Genomic DNA, 16,187 nt, shown 5'->3' with positions numbered 1-16,187 from the left:
TTCGGCACGCAGCAACCGAACTTGGGGAGATCCCGCCGTGACCGTCGTGACTGAGCCCCTCTCCGAGAACACCGCCGACGTCATCGTCGTGGGCGCGGGGCCGGCGGGGTCGACCACCGCGTACCACCTCGCCCGTGCCGGACTCGACGTCCTGCTGCTGGAGAAGACCCGGTTCCCGCGCGAGAAGGTGTGCGGCGACGGCCTGACCCCGCGGGCCGTCAAGCAGCTCGTGGCCATGGGCATCGACGTCTCCGAGGAGGCCGGCTGGCTGCGCAACAAGGGCCTGCGCATCATCGCCGGCGGGGTGCGGCTGCAGCTGGACTGGCCCGAACTGGCCTCCTTCCCCGACTACGGCCTCGTCCGCAAGCGCGACGACTTCGACGAGCAGCTCGCCCGGCAGGCGCAGAAGGCCGGTGCGCGGCTGTTCGAGCGCTGCAACGTCTCCGGCCCGATCGTCGACGACCGCACCGGCCGCATCACGGGTGTCACGGCCAAGCTGGGCGAGGAGAAGCGCGAGGTCACCTTCCACGCCCCGCTCGTCGTCGCCGCCGACGGCAACTCCACCCGGCTGTCCCTGGCCATGGGGCTGCACCGCCGCGAGGACCGGCCCATGGGTGTGGCCGTCCGCACCTACTTCACCTCGCCCCGGCACGACGACGACTACCTGGAGTCGTGGCTGGAGCTGTGGGACCGGCGCGGCCCGCAGGACCGGCTGCTGCCCGGCTACGGCTGGATCTTCGGCATGGGCGACGGCACCTCCAACGTCGGCCTGGGCGTGCTCAACACCTCCGCCTCCTTCAAGGAGCTGGACTGGCGCGAGGTCCTCAAGGCCTGGTGCGCCTCCATGCCGGAGGACTGGGGCTTCACCCCGGAGAACATGACCGGCCCCATCCGCGGCGCCGCCCTGCCGATGGCCTTCAACCGCCAGCCGCACTACACGCGCGGGCTGCTGCTCGTCGGCGACGCCGGCGGCCTGGTGAACCCGTTCAACGGCGAGGGCATCGCCTACGCGATGGAGTCCGGCCAGATCGCCGCCGACGTCATCGTCCAGGCGCACGCCCGCGGCACCGCCGCCCGGCGCGAACTCGCCCTGCGGCGCTACCCGCAGGTGCTGAAGGACACCTACGGCGGCTACTACACGCTGGGCCGCGCCTTCGTGAAGCTCATCAGCAACCCGAAGATCATGCAGATCGCCACGCAGCGCGGCCTGACCCACCCGGTGCTGATGAAGTTCACCCTCAAGCTGCTGGCCAACCTCACCGACCCCACCGGCGGCGACGCCATGGACCGCATCATCAACGGCCTGTCCAAGGTGGCGCCGAAGGCCTGAGCGGGGCCCGAGGGTTCGAGCCGACGGCTTGAGCGGACCCTGGGGACCCGAGCGGACCCCGAAAGCCGAGCACGCCGAGGGCGCGCGCCGGGCGCGGCGGCACCGCGCGGACCGGCGCGCCGTCGGCCCGCTCCGTACGCCCGAAGGGCCGCAGCCCCCGAGCGGCTGCGGCCCTTCGTCGTGTACGGCGTGCGCGGTGCCGTCAGAGCACCCGGACCGCGCCGGACGGCGGGTCGTACGACAGCGGCTTCTCCACGACACCGGAGGAGGGGTTCTGCGCGCCGACGAACATACCGTCGCCGACGTACACGGCCACGTGGTACGCGCTGCCCGCGCCGCCCCAGTACAGGATGTCGCCCGGCTGGAGGTTCGACAGCGACACCTGCGTGCCCGCGGTGGACTGGTCCTGGGAGACACGCGGCAGGTCCACACCGACCTGCTTGAAGGCGGCCTGCACCAGCCCCGAGCAGTCGTACGCCGACGGACCGGTGGCCCCGGAGACGTACGCCTTGCCGACCTGGGCCTTGACGAAGGAGATCACGGCGGCGACCGAACCGGTGGCGGTGGAGGAACCGGTGGACACCGAGACGCCGGAGCCGGTGCTCACCGAGGCGGCCAGCACGGTCCGCGCACTGCTGCGCGAGGCACGCTCGGCGGCGGCCTTGCGGGCGGCCTCCTCGGCCTTCTTCTTCTCGGCCTCGGCCTTCTTCTTGGCCTCGGCCAGGTCCGCCTCGGCCTGCCGTGCGGCCTTGGCGGCGGCCGCGTCACGCTCGGCCTGCAGCTCGTAGGCCGCGGCCGCCAGAGCGGTGGCGTCCGCGGACCGGGCGACCTGGGCGGCCAGGTCGTCGGAGAGGGTGGGCAGTTCGAGGGTCTGGGTGACCGGCTCGGCGGCGTTCGCCGAGGAGGCCGACGCGCCCGTCACTGCCAGCGTGCCGAGAACCCCACCGGCAACCCCGGCCCGCATCGCGAACGTGGACGCGCTACGGCGGGGCTTCCGGTGGCTGCGTATGTGAGCGGTGTGGGACATGGGAACAACCGGTATCAGGGCCTCCTCCGGATCTTCAACAAACGTGTGATGCGCCACATTTGCTCGGTCAGGGCCGTGAAGCCCGGGTGTGGGGGCCTTTATTGACGCCACAACGGACATGGCGGACCGGAGTGATCATGGGCGTGATCATGGGCTTTCGTCATTACGCCCGAATTGTTCCGCGCCTACCACCGGTCGGGATCGTTGGCCAAGCCCGCTTTCCGTGCGCTTCTCGCGGGTGTGGCTAAGGTCACGGAACGGTCACTGCGGCCGGGGCGTCCGTGCGTGCGGCCACCCCCCGCCGGCCGCCGCGCCGTGGAGGGGGCGACGGTCGGCGGGCCTGCGCGCCGGCGGCGACGACGGCTTCTGCCCCGCTGTGTCCCTGGTGTCCCGTCACCGGGCACGCTCCACCCGGCGTTCGTCCCACACCGGCTCCGGACTCTCGCGTACCCGGCCGTCGCTGCCGAACACCAGGAACCGGTCGAAGGACCGCGCGAACCAGCGGTCGTGGGTGACCGCCAGCACCGTCCCCGCGTAGGACTCCAGGCCCTCCTGGAGGGCTTCCGCCGACTCCAGGTCCAGGTTGTCCGTCGGCTCGTCCAGCAACAGCGCGGTGGTGCCCGCCAGTTCCAGCAGCAGGATCTGGAAGCGGGCCTGCTGGCCGCCGGAGAGCCGGTCGAAGGTCTGGTCCGCCTGGCGGTGCAGTTCGTAGCGGCGCAGCGCGGACATGGCCGCGCCGCGGTCCCGGGCGTGCTCTGTCCACAGGATGTCCACCAGGGTGCGGCCCATCAGCTCCGGGTGCGCATGGGTCTGGGCGAAATGCCCGGGCACCACCCGCGCGCCCAGCTTCACCACTCCCGAGTGGGCGATGTCCTCCCCGGCCAGCAGCCGCAGGAAGTGCGACTTGCCCGAGCCGTTGGAGCCGAGGACCGCCACCCGCTCGCCGTAGAAGATCTCCAGCGAGAACGGCTTCATCAGCCCCGTCAGCTCCAGCTGCTCACAGGTGACGGCCCGCACCCCGGTCCGCCCGCCCTGCAGACGCATCCGGATGTCCTGCTTGCGCGGAGGCTCCGGCGGCGGCCCGATCTCCTCGAACTTGCGCAGCCGGGTCCGCGCCGCCTGGTAGCGGGAGGCCATGTCGTCGCTGCGCGCGGCGTACTGCTGCAGGTCCTGCACCAGCTTCTTCAGCTGGGCGTGCTTCTCGTCCCAGCGGCGGCGCAGCTCCTCGAACCGGGCGAAGCGCTCCTGCCGCGCCTCGTGGAAGGTGCCGAAGCCGCCCCCGTGCACCCACACCTCGGAACCGGCCGGTCCCGGCTCCACCGCGACGATGCGCTCGGCGGCACGGGCGAGCAGCTCCCGGTCGTGCGAGACGAACAGCACCGTCTTGCCGGTCTCGGCGAGCCGGTCCTCCAGCCACCGTTTGCCCGGGACGTCGAGGTAGTTGTCGGGCTCGTCCAGCAGCAGCACCTCGTCCGGGCCGCGCAGCAGCGCCTCCAGCACCAGCCGCTTCTGTTCGCCGCCCGACAGGGTGCGCACCTCGCGCCACTGCGCCGTGTCGTACGGCACGCCGAGCGCGGCCACGGTGCACATGTCCCACACCGTCTCCGCCTCCCAGCCGCGCGCCTCGGCCCAGTCGGCCAGGGCCTGGGCATAGGACATCTGGGCGGCCTCGTCGTCCACCGTCATCACCCGGTGCTCGGCCGCGTCGACGGCGCGGGCGGCCTGCCGGATGCGCGGCGGCGCCACCGACACCAGCAGATCGCGGACCGTGCTCGCGTCCCGTACCGACCCGACGAACTGCCGCATCACCCCGACACCGCCGCTGGAGGTCACCGTGCCGCCGTGCGGCTTCAGCTCGCCGGACAGCAGGCGCAGCAGGGTCGTCTTGCCGGCGCCGTTGGCGCCGACCAGGGCCGCCACCGTTCCCTCGCCCACCCGGAACGACACGTCGTCGAGCAGCACCCGCCCGTCCGGCAAGCGGTACTCGAGGTGCGAGGCTTCGAGGTGTCCCATCGCTGCGCGTCCTTGTCCGTGGGCGGGTGAGTGTGCGGGCCCCGCGGCCGCGGTGCGGGCCCGTCGCGGGGACGGGCACGGGCCTCGCGGCGGTTCGTCCGACGGGCGGCAGGGGAGCGGCCGGGACAGGGATGCGGGCGGTGCGGTCGCTACTTTCGGACCCAACTCGCCGAAGGTCAAAGGATTTTCCGCTCAGTCGGCGGTCTTCGGCGGTGGGCGGCCACCGTCCCGGCAGCGGGGTGGCGGTCCACGGCCCGGTAGCGTCCGGCACCGGCCGCCGGCACCCGTTTCGTCTCCCCTGCCCGCGCCCGCGTCCCGCTCGCCGGCGCCCCGGGCCGTGTCGCCGTGCCCCTCGGGGAGCGGCCGGTTCCGGGACCGAAGCAGTCCATGACAACGCCCCTGCGGACCGGAGCGATCGAGCCGCCGCACCGCCCCGCACGCTTGTGAATGTGTGAACACGTCCACATCGCGCCGTGTCCTCGTCCCCGGGTGTGAAAAGCAGCCCTATATCAAGGTCTTGACGTCCAGCGCCACTTTGCGCCGGACGGCAGTCATCTGATAATGCAGACCGCCTTTTACCGGCAAAGACGCGGTAAAATGTGACCAGTAGTGATCGCTCGGGTGCTTCACGTGCGAAGATCACCGCTGATCCGCCTTGGTGATCGTTCGTCAGGTGGCAAAGATCACAAAGCTTGTGCGATACCCCGTGTCGCAGATCACAGAGTGTCGGGCATAAGATGCCCTGCAGTTGGGCTTGTGACCTGCTTCACATGTTCTCGATCTTCGCCGGGACAAGCGGGGGTGGTGGGACACATGAGACGGCCGTGAGTCCACGCAACCGCCAGCAGTCAGTGCCGACTGAGAGGAGCGAGGAGCGGTGAACGCGTACGCGCCCATCCTCGTACTGGGAGCCCTCGGGGCAGCCTTTGCGATCTTCTCCGTGGTCATGGCCACGCTGATCGGACCGAAGCGGTACAACCGCGCCAAGCTCGAGGCCTACGAGTGCGGCATCGAGCCGACCCCCACGCCGGCGGGCGGCGGGCGCTTCCCCGTCAAGTACTACCTGACGGCGATGCTCTTCATCGTCTTCGACATCGAGATCGTCTTTCTTTATCCGTGGGCCGTCACCTTCGACGCCCTCGGTGTGTTCGGGCTCGTCGAGATGCTGCTCTTCGTGCTCACCGTCTTCGTCGCCTACGCCTACGTCTGGCGGCGCGGCGGCCTGGAATGGGACTGAGGGGCCAACTGACATGGGACTCGAAGAAAAGCTGCCGAGCGGTTTTCTGCTGACCACCGTCGAGCAGGCCGCGGGCTGGGTGCGCAAGGCGTCCGTCTTTCCCGCCACCTTCGGCCTGGCCTGCTGCGCGATCGAGATGATGACCACGGGCGCCGGCCGTTACGACCTGGCGCGTTTCGGCATGGAGGTGTTCCGGGGCTCGCCCCGGCAGGCCGACCTGATGATCGTGGCGGGTCGGGTCAGCCAGAAGATGGCGCCGGTCCTTCGCCAGGTCTACGACCAGATGCCCAATCCCAAATGGGTGATCTCCATGGGCGTCTGCGCCTCCTCGGGCGGCATGTTCAACAACTACGCGATCGTCCAGGGCGTCGACCACGTCGTCCCCGTCGATATCTATCTGCCCGGCTGCCCGCCCCGGCCCGAGATGCTGATGGACGCCATTCTCAAGCTCCACCAGAAGATCCGCGCCGGCAAGCTCGGTGTGCACGCCGAGGAAGCGGCCCGCGAGGCGGAGGAGGCGGCGCTCAAGGCCCTGCCCACGATCGAGATGAAGGGGCTGCTGCGGTGAGCGACGCCAACGGCACCAGCAAGGCGAACGGGCCCCACGCCGTGAACGGCGCGGCGAACGGGGTGAACCCGGAGAAGGACCTCGCCGCGGCCAACCTCCCCGGCCGGCGCGGCGAGGGCGGGGAGGAGATCCGCGTCCAGCGCGGCATGTTCGGCGCCAACAACGGCGGCGACACCTCCGGCTACGGCGGCCTGGTCCGCTCCATCCGGCTCCCGGGACCGGCGAGCCGGCCCTACGGCGGCTGGTTCGACGAGGTCGCCGACGAACTGGAAGGCGCCCTGGAGGAACAGGGCCTGCTGCCCGAGAACGCCATCGAGAAGACGGTCGTCGACCGGGGCGAGATCACCTTCCACATCGAACGCGAACACCTCGTGCGCGTCGCCCGCACCCTGCGCGACGACCCGGCGCTGCGCTTCGAGCTGTGCACCGGCGTCAGCGGCGTCCACTACCCGCACGACAAGGGCCGCGAACTGCACGCCGTCTACCACCTGCGTTCCATCACCCACAACCGGCTGATCCGGCTGGAGGTCAGCGTCCCGGACCGCGACCCGCACATCCCGTCGCTGTTTGCCGTGTATCCGACCTGCGACTGGCACGAACGCGAGACCTACGACTTCTTCGGGATCGTCTTCGACGGCCACCCGGCCCTGACGCGGATCATGATGCCGGACGACTGGCAGGGCCATCCGCAGCGCAAGGACTACCCCCTCGGCGGCATCCCCGTCGAGTACAAGGGCGCCCAGATCCCGGCTCCGGACCAGCGGAGGTCGTACTCATGAGCACGCACACCCCGTCGTCCGCGACCCCGCGCGAAACCACCGAAGGCACCGTCTACACGGTCACCGGCGGCGACTGGGACGAGGTCGTCCAGTCCGCGGCGCGCGCCGACGACGAGCGCATCGTCGTCAACATGGGCCCGCAGCACCCCTCCACCCACGGGGTGCTCCGGCTGATCCTGGAGATCGAGGGGGAGACGGTCACCGAGGCCCGCTGCGGCATCGGCTATCTGCACACCGGCATCGAGAAGAACCTCGAGTACCGCACCTGGACGCAGGGCACCACGTTCGTGACGCGCATGGACTACCTGACGTCCTTCTTCAACGAGGCCGCCTACTGCCTCGCCGTGGAGAAACTCCTCGGCATCGAGGACCAGGTCCCCGAGCGCGCCACGGTCGTCCGGGTGCTGCTGATGGAGCTGAACCGGCTCTCCTCCCACCTGGTGTGCATCGCCACCGGCGGCATGGAGCTGGGCTCCACCACGATCATGATCTACGGGTTCCGGGACCGGGAGATGATCCTGGACCTCTACGAGCTGATCACCGGGCTGCGGATGAACCACGCCTTCATCCGCCCCGGCGGACTCGCCCAGGATCTGCCGCCCGGCGCGGTCGACCGGATCCGCGAGTTCGTCAAGAAGATGAAGAAGAACCTCCCGGAGTACGACAAGCTCGCCACCGGGAACCCCGTCTTCAAGGCCCGCATGCAGGACATCGGCTACCTCGACCTGGCCGGCTGCATGGCCCTCGGCGCCACCGGCCCCATCCTGCGGGCCACCGGCCTGCCCCACGACCTGCGCAAGGCCCAGCCGTACTGCGGGTACGAGACGTACGACTTCGACATCCCCACCGCCGACACCTGCGACGCCTACGGCCGGTTCCTGATCCGGCTGGAGGAGATGCGCCAGTCGCTGCGGATCATCGAACAGTGCCTGGACCGGCTCCAGCCCGGCCCGGTCATGGTCGCCGACAAGAAGATCGCCTGGCCCGCCCAGCTCGCCCTGGGCCCGGACGGCCTCGGCAACTCCCTCGACCACATCAAGAAGATCATGGGCACCTCCATGGAGGCCCTGATCCACCACTTCAAGCTGGTCACCGAGGGCTTCCGGGTCCCGCCGGGACAGGCGTACACGGCGGTGGAGTCGCCCAAGGGAGAACTCGGCGTGCACGTCGTCTCCGACGGCGGCACCCGCCCCTACCGGGTCCACTTCCGCGACCCGTCCTTCACCAACCTGCAGACCATGGCGGCGATGTGCGAAGGCGGCCAGGTCGCCGACGTCATCGTCGCCGTCGCGTCCATCGACCCCGTGATGGGAGGCGTCGACCGGTGACCACCCCTTCCTCGGAGCGGGCCGTCAGCCTGGGCATGCCCGAGCTGCCCGCCCCCGGCTACCCGGACGACGTCCGCGCCCGGCTGGAGGCCGACGCGCGGGAGATCATCGCCCGCTACCCCGACTCCCGGTCCGCCCTCCTGCCGCTGCTGCACCTGGTGCAGTCGGAGGAGGGCCACGTCACCCGCACCGGCATCCGGTTCTGCGCCGACGTCCTCGGCCTCACCACGGCCGAGGTCACCGCGGTCGCCACCTTCTACACCATGTACCGGCGCAAACCCTCCGGCGACTACCAGGTCGGGGTGTGCACCAACACGCTGTGCGCGGTCATGGGCGGAGACGCGATCTTCGAGGCGCTGCAGGACCACCTCGGTGTCGGCAACGGCGAGACCACCGACGACGGAAAGATCACCCTGGAGCACATCGAGTGCAACGCGGCCTGCGACTACGCGCCGGTCGTGATGATCAACTGGGAGTTCTTCGACAACCAGACCCCCGAGAGCGCCAAGCGCCTGGTCGACGATCTGCGCGCGGGCCGGACCGTCACCCCCACGCGCGGCGCACCGCTGTGCACCTTCCAGCAGACGGCCCGGATCCTGGCCGGCTTCCCCGACGAACGGCCCGGAGCCACCGAGGCCGGCGGCAGCGCGGGAGAGGCCTCGCTCGCGGGCCTGCGCCTCGCCAAGGGACAGACCGCCCCCGCACGCGTCGTCCACCCCCGCGAGACCGGCCCGGACGACGTCCCGCACGGCACCGTGCACGAGCCGTCGCCCGCGGAGCACCTCAGCTCCCACGACAGCCCGCGGCCCACCTCGGCCTCCGACCCGCACCACCCGTCGCCCGCCGTCCGGGACGAAGGGGACGCACCCCGCACGTCCGGCGGGGCCGCACCCGACGCGAAGGAGGGGGAGTGATGACCTTGGCAGCCGAACTGAAGGACTCCAGCCCGGAGAAGCTGCTCGCCCCGGTGCTGTCGTCCTTCTGGGACGAGGACCGGTCCTGGACGCTCGACGTCTACCGGAAACACGACGGCTACGAAGGACTGCGCAAGGCCCTCGCCATGGCGCCCGACGACGTCATCGCCTACGTCAAGGACTCCGGTCTGCGCGGACGCGGCGGCGCCGGCTTCCCGACCGGCATGAAGTGGCAGTTCATCCCCCAGGGCGACGGCAAACCGCACTACCTGGTGGTCAATGCCGACGAATCGGAGCCCGGCACCTGCAAGGACATCCCGCTCCTGTTCGCCAACCCGCACGCCCTCATCGAGGGCATCGTCATCGCCTGCTACGCCATCAGGTCCTCGCACGCCTTCATCTACCTGCGCGGCGAGGTCGTCCCCGTGCTGCGGCGGCTGCACAACGCCGTCCGCGAGGCCTACGCGGCCGGCTACCTCGGCCGGAACGTCCTCGGCAGCGGCATGGACCTCGACGTCACCGTGCACGCCGGCGCCGGCGCGTACATCTGCGGCGAGGAGACCGCCCTGCTGGACTCCCTCGAAGGGCGCCGCGGCCAGCCGCGGCTGCGTCCCCCCTTCCCCGCGGTCGCCGGCCTGTACGCGTGCCCCACGGTGGTGAACAACGTCGAGTCCATCGCCTCGGTTCCCGCCATCCTGCGCAACGGCAAGGAATGGTTCCGGTCGATGGGCAGCGAGAAGTCGCCCGGCTTCACGCTCTACTCCCTCTCCGGCCATGTCGCCCGCCCCGGCCAGTACGAGGCCCCGCTCGGCATCACCCTGCGCCAGCTGCTCGACATGAGCGGCGGCATGCGCCCCGGGCACCGGCTGAAGTTCTGGACGCCCGGCGGCTCCTCCACCCCGATGTTCACCGAGGAACACCTCGACGTCCCGCTGGACTACGAGGGCGTCGGCGCCGCCGGATCCATGCTCGGCACCAAGGCGCTGCAGTGCTTCGACGAGACCACGTGCGTGGTGCGGGCGGTGACCCGGTGGACGGAGTTCTACGCCCACGAGTCCTGCGGCAAGTGCACCCCCTGCCGCGAAGGCACCTACTGGCTGGTGCAGCTGCTGCGGGACATCGAGGCCGGCCGGGGCAGCAAGGCCGACATCGACAAGCTGCAGGACATCGCCGACAACATCAACGGCAAGTCCTTCTGCGCCCTCGGCGACGGCGCCGCCTCGCCGATCTTCTCCTCCCTGAAGTACTTCCGCGCCGAGTACGAGGAGCACATCACCGGCCGCGGCTGCCCCTTCGACCCCGCCAAGTCGACGGCCTGGGCGGACAAGCACACGGAGGTGCTCGCATGACCGTGACCACCAACGCCCCCTCCCAGGGCGGCGCGGCGGCCGTCCCGCCGGAGGACCTGGTCACGCTGACCATCGACGGCATCCAGATCAGCGTGCCCAAGGGCACCCTGGTCATCCGGGCCGCCGAACAGCTCGGCATCGAGATCCCCCGGTTCTGCGACCACCCGCTGCTCGACCCGGCCGGGGCCTGCCGCCAGTGCATCGTGGAGGTCGAGGGCCAGCGCAAACCCATGGCCTCGTGCACCATCACCTGCACCGACGGCATGGTCGTCAAGACCCATCTGACCTCCCCGGTCGCGGAGAAGGCCCAGAAGGGTGTGATGGAGCTGCTGCTCATCAACCACCCGCTGGACTGCCCGGTGTGCGACAAGGGCGGCGAGTGCCCGCTGCAGAACCAGGCCATGTCGCACGGCAACGCCGAGTCCCGCTTCGAGGGAAGAAAGCGCACCTACGAGAAGCCGATCCCGATCTCCTCGCAGGTGCTGCTGGACCGGGAGCGGTGCGTGCTGTGCGCCCGCTGCACCCGCTTCTCCCAGCAGATCGCCGGGGACCCGATGATCGACCTGGTCGAGCGGGGCGCGCTGCAGCAGGTCGGCACCGGCGAGGGCGACCCCTTCGAGTCGTACTTCTCCGGCAACACCATCCAGATCTGCCCGGTCGGCGCGCTCACCTCGGCCGCCTACCGCTTCCGCTCCCGCCCCTTCGACCTGGTCTCCTCGCCGTCGGTGTGCGAGCACTGCGCGGGCGGCTGCGCCACCCGCACCGACCACCGGCGCGGCAAGGTGCTGCGGCGGCTCGCCGGCAACGACCCCGAGGTCAACGAGGAGTGGATCTGCGACAAGGGGCGGTTCGCCTTCCGCTACGCCGAGCTGAAGGACCGGCTCACCACCCCGCTGGTGCGCAATCCCGAGGGCGACCTCGTCCCCGCGTCCTGGCCGGAGGCGCTGGAGATCGCCGCCCAGGGCCTGCTCGCCTCCCGAGGCCGCACCGGCGTCCTCACCGGCGGCCGGCTCACCGTCGAGGACGCCTACGCCTACAGCAAGTTCGCCCGGGTCGCGCTCGACACCAACGACATCGACTTCCGCGCCCGCGCGCACAGCGGCGAGGAGGCCGACTTCCTGGCCGCCCGCGTGGCCGGCCGCGGCCGCGACCTCGACGGCACCGGCGTGACCTACACCGCCCTGGAGCAGGCGCCGGCCGTCCTCCTCGTCGGATTCGAGTCCGAGGAGGAGGCCCCGGCGGTCTTCCTGCGGCTGCGCAAGGCCTGGCGCAAACACCGCCAGACGGTCTACGCCCTGGCCACGCACGCCACCCGGGGCCTTCAGAAGGCGGGCGGCATCCTGCTGCCGGCCGCGCCCGGCACCGAGACGAAGTGGCTGGACGCCCTGGCCGGCGGCGTCGGCCTGGAGGGCGACGGTGCCCGCGCCGCGGTCGCGCTGCGCGAGGAGAACGCCGTGATCGTGGTCGGCGAACGGCTCGCCGGCGTGCCCGGCGGACTGACCGCCGCCGTGCGGACCGCGACCGCGACCGGCGCACGGCTGGTGTGGATCCCGCGCCGGGCCGGCGAACGCGGCGCGATCGAGGCGGGCGCGCTGCCGTCGCTGCTGCCCGGCGGACGCCCCGCCACCGACCCGCGGGCCCGGGAGGAGGTCGCCGCCGCCTGGGGCGTGGCCGCGCTCCCGCACGCCTACGGCCGCGACACCGGCCAGATCCTCGAGGCCGCCGCGACCGGCGAGCTGCAGGCGCTGCTGGTGGCCGGTGTGGAGGTCGCCGACCTGCCCGACCCGGCACGGGCCCGGGCCGCCCTGGCGGAGGTCGGCTTCCTGGTGTCGCTGGAGCTGCGGCCCAGCGAGGTCACCGAGCACGCCGACGTGGTGCTGCCCGTCGCCGCCGTCGCGGAGAAGGCCGGCAGCTTCCTCGACTGGGAAGGCCGGCTGCGGCCGTTCGAGGCCGCGCTGAAACCGGACCAGATGACCCGCCGGCTCAACCCGTCCGACCTCAGGGTGCTGCAGATGCTCGCCGACGCCATGGACGTCCACCTGGGCCTGCCGGACGTGCGCACCGCCCGCGCCGAGCTGGGCCGGCTCGGGGTGTGGACCGGGCCGCGCGCCGCCGACCCCGAGCAGCGCGCCGCCGCCCTGCCCCGGCCGGCCGCCGGCGAGGCCGTGCTCGCCGGACACCGGCTGCTGCTCGACCAGGGCGTCCTGCAGCAGGGCGACGACGCGCTCGCCGGCACCCGGCACGCGGCCTGCGCCCGCCTGTCGCCCGCCACGGCCGCCGAGGCGGGCGTGCGGGACGGCGAGACCGTCGCCGTGACCGGTCCCGCCGGATCGGTGCACTTCCCGCTTCAGGTCACCGACATGCCCGACCGGGTCGTGTGGCTGCCGCTGAACTCCGCAGGCTCCGGCGTCGCCTCCGACACCGGCGCGCTGCCCGGCTCTCTGGTCCGTATCGGCCCGGCGCCCCGCGCCACCGAGGCCCCGAAGGAGGTGGAGGCGTGAGCCCGTACCTCGCCGCAGAGAACCTGTCGATGTTCGGCACCGACCCGTGGTGGCTGATCGTCGTCAAGGCGGTGTTCTGCTTCGCCTTCCTGATGCTGACCGTGCTGTTCGCCATCGTCTGGGAACGCAAGGTCGTCGCCTGGATGCAGCTGCGCATCGGCCCCAACCGGCACGGCCCCTGGGGCCTGCTGCAGTCGCTGGCCGACGGCGTGAAGCTGATGCTCAAGGAGGACATCGTCGTCCGCCGCGCGGACAAGGTGGTCTACGTCCTCGCGCCCGTCGTCGCGGCCGTCCCCGCGTTCATGGCGATCGCGGTGATCCCCTTCGGCCCGGCCGGCAACGAGATCTCGATCTTCGGCCAGCGCACCGCGATGCAGCTGACCGACCTGCCGATCGCCATGCTGTACATCCTCGCGGTCGCCTCGGTCGGCATCTACGGCATCGTGCTGGCCGGCTGGAGCTCCGGCTCCACCTACCCGCTGCTGGGCGGCCTGCGCTCGTGCGCCCAGATGATCTCCTACGAGATCGCCATGGGTGCCGCGTTCGCCTCGGTGTTCCTGTACTCCGGGTCGATGTCGACGTCGGCGATCGTCGAGCAGCAGCACGACCGCTGGTACATCGTGGTGCTGCCGGTGTCGTTCCTGCTCTACATCGTCACGATGGTCGGCGAGACCAACCGCGCCCCGTTCGACATGCCCGAGTCCGAGGGCGACCTGGTGGGCGGCTTCAACACCGAGTACTCGTCGATCAAGTTCGCGATGTTCATGCTCGCCGAGTACGTGAACATGGTGACCGTCTCGGCCGTGGCCACCACCCTCTTCCTCGGCGGCTGGCGGGCCCCGTGGCCCATCAGCACCTTCTGGGAGGGCGCCAACCACGGCTGGTGGCCGATGCTCTGGTTCGTCGTCAAGGTGCAGCTGCTGCTGTTCTTCTTCATCTGGCTGCGCGGCACCCTGCCCCGGGTCCGCTACGACCAGCTGATGAAGCTCGGCTGGAAGGTGCTCATCCCGGTCTCCGTGACCTGGCTGATGCTCGTCGCCGCCATGCGCACCCTGCGCAACGAGAACTACGGCTTCACCGACATCGCCCTCTATGTCGTCGGCGCCGTCCTGGCGCTGCTGCTCATCTCCTTCGTCGCCGACCTGTTCCGCGAGAAGGCCAGGCGGGCCGAGCAGCCCGCCCCCCAGCCCGCCGTCTTCGACCCGATGGCCGGCGGATTCCCCGTCCCGCCGCTGCCCGGCCAGGAACTGCCGCCGGTGCCCCGGCGCCGTCCCCGCCGCGACCGCGAGCTGATCGTCAGCGGCGGGCCCGACACCGTCCACGACGGACCTACGGAGGGAAAGGAGGCGTCCGATGGCTGAGGAGCCCAAGGAGACCAAGCCCGGTTTCCTCAACCCCGTGGCCGGCTTCGGCGTGACCTTCAAGGCCATGTTCAAGAAGCGGCTGACCGAGCAGTACCCGGAGCAGAAGAAGCCCACGGCTCCGCGCTTCCACGGACGGCACCAGCTCAACCGCCATCCGGACGGCCTGGAGAAGTGCGTCGGCTGCGAACTGTGCGCCTGGGCCTGCCCCGCCGACGCCATCTATGTCGAGGGCGCCGACAACACCGACGAGGAGCGCTACTCCCCGGGCGAGCGCTACGGCCGCGTCTACCAGATCAACTACGCCCGCTGCATCCTGTGCGGCCTGTGCATCGAGGCCTGCCCCACGCGCGCGCTGACCATGACCAACGAGTACGAGCTGGCCGACACCAGCCGCGCGAACCTCATCTACACCAAGGAGCAGCTGCTCGCAGGCCTGGAGGAGGGCATGGTCGACACGCCCCACGCCATGTACCCGGGCACCGACGAGCAGGACTACTACCGGGGCCTGGTGACCGAGGCCGCCCCGGGGACGGTGCGTCAGGTCGCCGTCTCCCAGGGCGAGGTGCCGCCCGAGGAGGCGTCCGCCGCCGACGGTCACGAGCAGGCGCCGAAGAAGGTGATCAGCCGATGACCGCACAGCTCGCCGCCTACACCACGTCCACCGGGGAGGCCGTCCAGTTCTGGATCCTGGGCACCATCGCGGTGATCGGCGCCCTGTGCACCGTCTTCCTGAAGAAGGCCGTGCACGCAGCGCTGAGCCTGGCGGGCACCATGATCGTGCTGGCGGTGTTCTACCTCGCCAACGGCGCGTACTTCCTCGGCATCGTGCAGATCGTCGTCTACACCGGCGCGATCATGATGCTGTTCCTGTTCGTGGTGATGCTCGTCGGTGTCACCGCGGCGGACTCGCTGAAGGAGACCATCAAGGGCCAGCGCTGGCTGGCCGCGCTGTGCGGTCTGGGCTTCGGCGTCCTGCTGCTCGCGGGCATCGCCAACGCCTCCCTGAAGGACTTCGCCGGCACCGGCCGGGCCAACGCGAACGGCAACGTCGCCGGGCTGGCGTCCGTCATCTTCACCAAGTACGTCTACGCCTTCGAACTCACCGGCGCCCTGCTCATCACGGCGGCCGTCGGCGCCATGGTCCTCACCCACCGCGAGCGCACCGAGCGGGCCAGGACCCAGCGCGAGCTGTCCGAGCGGCGCGTGCGCGAGGGCACCTATGTGCCGCCGCTGCCCGCCCCCGGTGTGTACGCCCGGCACAACGCCGTCGACATCGCGGGCCTGCTGCCCGACGGCACCCCGTCCGAGCTGACCGTCAACCGGACCCTGCGCGAACGCGGCCAGATCCGGGACGTCTCGGCCGAGGCGCTGAGCGACCTGAAGGCCCTGGAGCGGCGCGCCGCCGAGCGCCTGGAGCGCCCCCAGATCCCGGCGACCTTCAAGCGGACCGAGGAGGCGTCGCAGTGAACCCCGTCAACTACCTGTATCTCGCCGCCGTGTTGTTCACGATCGGCGCCACCGGTGTGCTCATCCGGCGCAACGCCATCGTGCTCTTCATGTGCATCGAGCTGATGCTCAACGCCTGCAACCTCGCGTTCGTCGCCTTCTCCCGGATGCACGGCAACCTCGACGGCCAGATCATCGCCTTCTTCACGATGGTCGTCGCCGCGGCGGAGGTCGTGGTCGGGCTCGCGATCATCGTGTCGCTGTTCCGTACCCGTCACTCGGCCTCGGTCGACGACGCCAGCCTGATGAAGCTGTAAGGGGTCGGAAGAAT

At 70.8% G+C, this 16,187-nt stretch carries 14 protein-coding genes; 12 read left to right on the top strand and 2 right to left on the bottom strand.

What is annotated here, in order from left to right:
- The first annotated feature begins 37 nt into the window (after nt 1-37).
- Nucleotides 38-1,330, top strand: a complete 1,293-nt coding sequence (locus OG899_RS11050; RefSeq protein ID WP_125496962.1) for a geranylgeranyl reductase family protein — start codon at nt 38-40, stop codon at nt 1,328-1,330.
- Nucleotides 1,331-1,532: 202 nt separating this feature from the next.
- Here OG899_RS11050 and OG899_RS11045 read toward each other — a convergent pair whose 3' ends face one another.
- Together OG899_RS11045 and OG899_RS11040 are read right to left on the bottom strand one after the other, a co-directional pair.
- The gene (locus OG899_RS11045; protein ID WP_125496961.1) at nt 1,533-2,357 is read right to left on the bottom strand and encodes a C40 family peptidase; all 825 of its coding nucleotides are present in this window, start codon (nt 2,355-2,357) and stop codon (nt 1,533-1,535) included.
- A gap of 393 nt (nt 2,358-2,750) precedes the next feature.
- The gene (locus tag OG899_RS11040) at nt 2,751-4,370 is read right to left on the bottom strand and encodes an ATP-binding cassette domain-containing protein (RefSeq protein WP_356848752.1); all 1,620 of its coding nucleotides are present in this window, start codon (nt 4,368-4,370) and stop codon (nt 2,751-2,753) included.
- An 877-nt stretch (nt 4,371-5,247) separates the two neighbouring features.
- Between OG899_RS11040 and OG899_RS11035 the strand changes: the two genes are divergently transcribed.
- The 11 genes from OG899_RS11035 to nuoK are packed head-to-tail and all read left to right on the top strand — an operon-like array spanning nt 5,248 to nt 16,173.
- A complete protein-coding gene (locus tag OG899_RS11035; RefSeq protein ID WP_125496959.1) occupies nt 5,248-5,607 on the top strand; it encodes an NADH-quinone oxidoreductase subunit A in 360 nt (119 codons plus the stop codon).
- Nucleotides 5,608-5,620: 13 nt separating this feature from the next.
- Nucleotides 5,621-6,175, top strand: coding sequence for an NADH-quinone oxidoreductase subunit B family protein (locus tag OG899_RS11030; protein ID WP_125496958.1), 555 nt, complete (start codon nt 5,621-5,623; stop codon nt 6,173-6,175).
- A complete protein-coding gene (locus tag OG899_RS11025; RefSeq protein ID WP_125496957.1) occupies nt 6,172-6,954 on the top strand; it encodes an NADH-quinone oxidoreductase subunit C in 783 nt (260 codons plus the stop codon). Before OG899_RS11030 ends, OG899_RS11025 begins: the two co-directional genes overlap by 4 nt.
- A complete protein-coding gene (locus OG899_RS11020) occupies nt 6,951-8,282 on the top strand; it encodes an NADH-quinone oxidoreductase subunit D (RefSeq protein ID WP_168131534.1) in 1,332 nt (443 codons plus the stop codon). The genes OG899_RS11025 and OG899_RS11020 overlap by 4 nt, the downstream gene beginning before the upstream one ends.
- Nucleotides 8,279-9,196: an NADH-quinone oxidoreductase subunit NuoE gene (gene nuoE / locus OG899_RS11015; protein ID WP_168131535.1), complete on the top strand. Its 918-nt coding sequence runs from the start codon at nt 8,279-8,281 to the stop codon at nt 9,194-9,196. Before OG899_RS11020 ends, nuoE begins: the two co-directional genes overlap by 4 nt.
- On the top strand, nt 9,193-10,545 hold the full coding sequence (gene nuoF, locus OG899_RS11010) for an NADH-quinone oxidoreductase subunit NuoF (protein WP_125496954.1): 1,353 nt from the start codon (nt 9,193-9,195) through the stop codon (nt 10,543-10,545). The genes nuoE and nuoF overlap by 4 nt, the downstream gene beginning before the upstream one ends.
- A complete protein-coding gene (locus OG899_RS11005) occupies nt 10,542-13,046 on the top strand; it encodes an NADH-quinone oxidoreductase subunit G (RefSeq protein WP_189428152.1) in 2,505 nt (834 codons plus the stop codon). The genes nuoF and OG899_RS11005 overlap by 4 nt, the downstream gene beginning before the upstream one ends.
- Complete coding sequence (nuoH, locus tag OG899_RS11000) at nt 13,043-14,407, top strand: NADH-quinone oxidoreductase subunit NuoH (RefSeq protein ID WP_125496952.1); 1,365 nt, start codon at nt 13,043-13,045, stop codon at nt 14,405-14,407. Before OG899_RS11005 ends, nuoH begins: the two co-directional genes overlap by 4 nt.
- Nucleotides 14,400-15,041 (top strand): NADH-quinone oxidoreductase subunit NuoI, encoded by a 642-nt coding sequence (nuoI, locus tag OG899_RS10995; protein ID WP_189428151.1) that lies wholly within the window; start codon nt 14,400-14,402, stop codon nt 15,039-15,041. Before nuoH ends, nuoI begins: the two co-directional genes overlap by 8 nt.
- On the top strand, nt 15,038-15,877 hold the full coding sequence (locus OG899_RS10990) for an NADH-quinone oxidoreductase subunit J (protein ID WP_125496950.1): 840 nt from the start codon (nt 15,038-15,040) through the stop codon (nt 15,875-15,877). Before nuoI ends, OG899_RS10990 begins: the two co-directional genes overlap by 4 nt.
- Complete coding sequence (nuoK, locus tag OG899_RS10985) at nt 15,874-16,173, top strand: NADH-quinone oxidoreductase subunit NuoK (protein ID WP_125496949.1); 300 nt, start codon at nt 15,874-15,876, stop codon at nt 16,171-16,173. Before OG899_RS10990 ends, nuoK begins: the two co-directional genes overlap by 4 nt.
- Nucleotides 16,174-16,187 lie beyond the last annotated feature (14 nt).

The organism is Streptomyces thermoviolaceus, from assembly GCF_045209695.1.
Taxonomy (GTDB): Bacteria; Actinomycetota; Actinomycetes; order Streptomycetales; family Streptomycetaceae; genus Streptomyces; species Streptomyces thermoviolaceus.
Note: the sequence above shows the minus strand (reverse complement) of the source record. Positions and strands in the feature narration are given on the sequence as shown.

Bases quoted from the DNA above. Each gene is read 5' to 3' on its own strand.
- OG899_RS11045 (WP_125496961.1), bottom strand. From the start codon at position 2,357: ATGTCCCACACCGCTCACATACGCAGCCACCGGAAGCCCCGCCGTAGC.
- OG899_RS11040 (WP_356848752.1), bottom strand. From the start codon at position 4,370: ATGGGACACCTCGAAGCCTCGCACCTCGAGTACCGCTTGCCGGACGGG.
- OG899_RS11030 (WP_125496958.1), top strand. From the start codon at position 5,621: ATGGGACTCGAAGAAAAGCTGCCGAGCGGTTTTCTGCTGACCACCGTC.
- OG899_RS11020 (WP_168131534.1), top strand. From the start codon at position 6,951: ATGAGCACGCACACCCCGTCGTCCGCGACCCCGCGCGAAACCACCGAA.
- OG899_RS11005 (WP_189428152.1), top strand. From the start codon at position 10,542: ATGACCGTGACCACCAACGCCCCCTCCCAGGGCGGCGCGGCGGCCGTC.
- nuoI (WP_189428151.1), top strand. From the start codon at position 14,400: ATGGCTGAGGAGCCCAAGGAGACCAAGCCCGGTTTCCTCAACCCCGTG.
- OG899_RS10990 (WP_125496950.1), top strand. From the start codon at position 15,038: ATGACCGCACAGCTCGCCGCCTACACCACGTCCACCGGGGAGGCCGTC.